The following is a 2,139-nucleotide window of genomic DNA, read 5'->3' on the forward strand; positions in this document are numbered from 1 at the left end:
CTAGTGTCACGCGTCTGAACTTGTTTGACGAGTTGGGTGGGGCGATTGTAGTTCAGCGGTTACTGTATCGTTCAGTGCATGCTGACTCTTGCTTCCCGCTTAGACGCCATGCAGCGTCTGGGCCGGGCGATGGCCGACCCCACGCGTTCACGGATCCTTCTGTCGCTTCTGGCGTGCCCCGCGCATCCGGCAGAGCTCGCCAACGCGCTAGACCTGACGCGCTCGAATGTGTCGAACCACCTGGGTTGCCTGCGGGACTGCGGGATCGTGGTCGCCACCCATGAGGGCCGCCAGGCCCTTTACGAGATCGCTGACCCCCACCTCGCACGTGCGCTCACCGAGCTGGTCGAGGTCAAGCTGGCCGTCGACGCGGACGCCCCCTGCCTCGACGTCGCCTGCGAGGTGCCTGGTTGCCACGACGGCAGGTCCGGCGCATGACGGCCGCGGCGCTGCTCCAAGCGATCGGGCTCTTCATCGCGACCAACATCGACGACATCATCGTGCTCTCGCTCTTCTTCGCCCGAGGTGCCGGACGCCCCGGGACGACCGCGAAGATCTTGGCCGGGCAATACCTTGGCTTCGTCGGGATCCTCGCCGCCGCACTCGTGGTGACCTTGGGGGCGGGGTGGGCGCTGCCAGAGGAGGCGATTCCCTACTTTGGGCTCATCCCCCTCGCGCTGGGTCTCTGGGCTGCGTGGGAGGTCTACCGCGGCGAGGGCGACGACGATGATGCCGCCGTGTCAGGTAAGAGCGTTGCCGTGGCGACCGTCGCCGGCGTCACCTTCGCCAACGGTGGGGACAACATCGGCGTTTACGTCCCGGTCTTCCTCAACATCAGTACTCCCGCTGTCATCACCTTCTGCATCGTTTTCCTCGTGCTCGTGGCAGTGCTGGTGGCCACCGCCAAGTTCGTCGCCACGCGTCGACCCATCGCCGAGGTCCTCGAACGGCGGGAGCACATCCTCTTCCCCATCGTCCTGATCGGACTGGGCGTCGCAATCCTCGTCGGCGGCGGCGCGTTCGGTCTCTGATGTCACGCGCCTGAACTGGTTTGACGGGTGGCGTGGGGCAGGATTTCCTCGGCGGTCTTGGTCCAGATGAATGGGTGGCAGCGCTCGTTCCAGCCGTCGATGAAGGTGCTGATCGCTGTGACGAGTTGCTTGACGCTGTCGAAGGAGCCGCGGCGGATGGCCTGTCGGGTGATGATCCCGAAGAAAACCTCGACGAGGTTGAGCCAGGACCCGCTGGTCGGGGTGAAGTGCAACGTGATCCGCGGGTGCTTGGCCAGCCACTGCTTGATGTCCTCGTGCTTGTGGGTGTGGTAGTTGTCCAGGACCACGTGCAGCTCCCGGCGCGGGTAAGCCCTGGCGACCTTCTTGAGGAAGTCGAGGAACTCGGCCTTACCGTGCCGGTCGTAGCACTGGTCGGTCACCGCACCGGTGGCTACCTCGATAGCGGCGAACAGCGTGGTGGTGCCATTGCGCTTGTAGTCGTGGGTCGCCTTCTCCGGCAAGCCTGGTCGCAGCGGCAGGATCGGCGCGGTCCGGTTCAAGGCCTGGATCTGGGACTTCTCATCCACGCACAGCACGACCGCCTTCTCCGGTGGGTTCAGGTACAGCCCGACCACGTCGCGGACCTTGGCCTCCAGCTCCGGGTCTGTGGAGAACTTGAACGTCTCCCGCCGCCATGGCTTGACCCCGTACTTGCGCCAGGCACGGGCGACGGTGGCATCCCCGATCCCCAAGTGCCTGCCCAGCAACCGCGAGGACCAATGCGTCACCCCGAGTTTGGCCGGTGGCGGCTCGAGCGTGGTGGCGATGATCACGGCATCATCGATGCGTTTCGGTCGGCCCGAACGCTCCTCGTCCTCGAGGCCAGCGAGCCCGTCGACGGCGAACCGGTCACGCCACTTGATCACAGTCGGACGCGAGACCCCGACATGCCGCGCCACTGCCGAGGTGCCCGTCCCCGCCGCGACGGCCAGCACGATCCGCGCACGCTGCGCACGTCCCGCCGGCAACGTCCGCGACCGTGTCCACGAGGTCAGGGTCGCACGGTCCTCTTCGCTGATCTCCAGCACAGGTGACGGCATATGCCATCATCCCATACTGTCAACGAATTAATGACGCGCGACACTAG

The 2,139-nt window shown here is 65.5% G+C and carries 3 protein-coding genes; 2 read left to right on the plus strand and 1 reads right to left on the minus strand.

Going from position 1 to position 2,139, the window contains the following annotated elements; genetic code table 11:
• Nucleotides 1-78: 78 nt before the first annotated feature.
• Nucleotides 79-438 (plus strand): helix-turn-helix transcriptional regulator, encoded by a 360-nt coding sequence (locus tag HMPREF0321_RS13675; RefSeq protein WP_006947315.1) that lies wholly within the window; start codon nt 79-81, stop codon nt 436-438.
• On the plus strand, nt 435-1,031 hold the full coding sequence (locus HMPREF0321_RS13680; protein ID WP_006947316.1) for a cadmium resistance transporter: 597 nt from the start codon (nt 435-437) through the stop codon (nt 1,029-1,031). Before HMPREF0321_RS13675 ends, HMPREF0321_RS13680 begins: the two co-directional genes overlap by 4 nt.
• Nucleotides 1,032-1,033: 2 nt before the next feature.
• Here HMPREF0321_RS13680 and HMPREF0321_RS13685 read toward each other — a convergent pair whose 3' ends face one another.
• Entirely contained in the window at nt 1,034-2,092 is a 1,059-nt protein-coding gene (locus tag HMPREF0321_RS13685; RefSeq protein ID WP_006947314.1) for an IS630 family transposase, read from the minus strand.
• Nucleotides 2,093-2,139 lie beyond the last annotated feature (47 nt).

Source organism: Dermacoccus sp. Ellin185 (assembly GCF_000152185.1).
GTDB classification, from domain to species: domain Bacteria; phylum Actinomycetota; class Actinomycetes; order Actinomycetales; family Dermatophilaceae; genus Dermacoccus; species Dermacoccus nishinomiyaensis.

Bases quoted from the DNA above. Each gene is read 5' to 3' on its own strand.
- HMPREF0321_RS13675 (WP_006947315.1), top strand. From the start codon at position 79: ATGCTGACTCTTGCTTCCCGCTTAGACGCCATGCAGCGTCTGGGCCGG.
- HMPREF0321_RS13680 (WP_006947316.1), top strand. From the start codon at position 435: ATGACGGCCGCGGCGCTGCTCCAAGCGATCGGGCTCTTCATCGCGACC.
- HMPREF0321_RS13685 (WP_006947314.1), bottom strand. From the start codon at position 2,092: ATGCCGTCACCTGTGCTGGAGATCAGCGAAGAGGACCGTGCGACCCTG.